At 75.8% G+C, this 1698-nt stretch carries 1 protein-coding gene and 1 pseudogene; both read left to right on the top strand.

Annotated elements, in window-relative coordinates; all coding sequences use genetic code 11:
- Positions 1–232: 232 nt before the first annotated feature.
- Positions 233–673: pseudogene (rnhA, locus tag ACTUAL_RS05275) on the top strand (ribonuclease HI); the annotation flags it as partial.
- Between the two features lie 294 nt (positions 674–967).
- Positions 968–1603 (top strand): hypothetical protein, encoded by a 636-nt coding sequence (locus tag ACTUAL_RS05270; protein ID WP_440899454.1) that lies wholly within the window; start codon positions 968–970, stop codon positions 1601–1603.
- The last annotated feature ends 95 nt before the right edge of the window (positions 1604–1698 follow it).

Below are 1698 nucleotides of genomic sequence, written 5' to 3'. Positions count from 1 at the left end.
GCGCTGCCCGAGCCGACCGGCAGCGACGTGTTCACCCTGGTCTTCCCGGCGTTCGTGGTCAGCGGCCTGGTCGTGGCCGTGGTGCTGTGGCGGCTGTTCACCTCGGAGAACTTCACCTTCGGCGAGCGGGCCAGGGTCGTGCGCTGACGCGCGGGCCGGAGCGCGCGGGGACCGGTCGCGGCGGGGCGCGGGGACCGGCCGACCTGTCGGAACCCGTCGTTAGAGTGACCGGGTGAGCGATCCGGGCGTGGACATCTACACCGACGGGGCCTGCCGCCCCAACCCCGGCCCTGGCGGGTGGGGCGTGCTGCTCCGGTACGGCGCGCACGAGCGCGAGCTGTGCGGCGGCGAGGCCGGGGTCACCACGAACAACCGCATGGAGCTGACCGCCCCGATCCGCGCGCTCGACGCCCTGACCAGGCCGTCGGTGGTCCGGCTGCACACCGACAGCACCTACGTCCGCAACGGCATCACCCAGTGGATCAAGGGCTGGAAGGCCAAGGGCTGGCTCACCAAGGGCAAGGAGCCGGTGAAGAACGCCGACCTGTGGCGCGAGCTCGACCGGGCCGCCGCGCGGCACCGGGTCGAGTGGCACTGGGTCAAGGGCCACGCCGGGCACGAGGGCAACGAGCGCGCCGACCAGCTCGCCGAGCGCGGCCTGCGCGAGGCCGTGGAGGCCGCGAGGACCGACCCGGCGGCGGCGGCCGAGCAGGCCGCCGCGGTCCTGCGCGACCGGGCGGGCGCCGAGGCCGAGCTGGCCGCCGAACGGGCCTCGGTCCGGCTGTTCTAGAACCGCGACCCCGAGCCCGCGCCGCACCTCCGCACCCGCGGGGAACCGCCCCGAGCGGGGGCCGGACCGGGCCGGTTCCGACCCGGTGCGGGTCCTGCCGCCAGCGGGGTGAAACGCAACCGCACAACCGGGTGATGGCGGCTCGGCGGGGTCGGTGGATCACTAGCGTCGGGGCACATGACCGATCTGCACGACCTGGTCCGCAGCGCGCAGACGGACGTGGGCGCGCGCGTCGTCGCCGAACTGCGCGCCAGGTTGCTGGACCAGCCCCACGAGTGGGTGGTCGACCAGCTGCTCGGCGAGATCGCCCCCCGGTTCGGCCTGGTCGCGGCCCCCGTGCACCGGGTCACCAGCCTCCCGCTGACCCGGTGCACCCTCGCCGACGCGATCGCCCAGCTCACCGCCTGGACCTCCGAGCGCCTGGCCGCCGAGTGCTGCCTGCTCGCGCCGCCCGCGCCCGGCGGCCCGCTGATCGGCCCCGCGCACCGGTCGCCGCTGGCCGAGGTGCTGCTCGCTGAGGCCAAGGACCTGCTGCACGCGCTGCTGCTGGGCGACGAGGCGGGCGGGGTGCGGCTGCGCCGGGTCCGCCGCTGCCTGCTCACCCTCGCGCCGCCCGCCGACAAGGCCGCCGTGTTCGGGTTCCTCGGCGCCGAAGCGCCCCGGTGCGCCGAGTTCGAGTTCGAGTTCGGCGAGGTCGAGGACGGCCTGGTGGGCAGCGGTGTGGTCGCCGCGCTGCGGCTGATCAACCGGCTGGAGGTCAACGAGGTGGTGCTGTACGCGCGGGTGGAGGACGTGGCCGCCGCCGAGGGCTGAGCGCCTCCCGGCAGGCGCGGAACCCCGCAGGCCGAACCCCGCAGGCCGAACCCCGCAGGCCGAACCCCGCAGGCCGAACCCCGCAGGCCGAACCC

The sequence above is a fragment of the Actinosynnema sp. genome (genome assembly GCF_052038725.1).
Note: the sequence above shows the minus strand (reverse complement) of the source record. Positions and strands in the feature narration are given on the sequence as shown.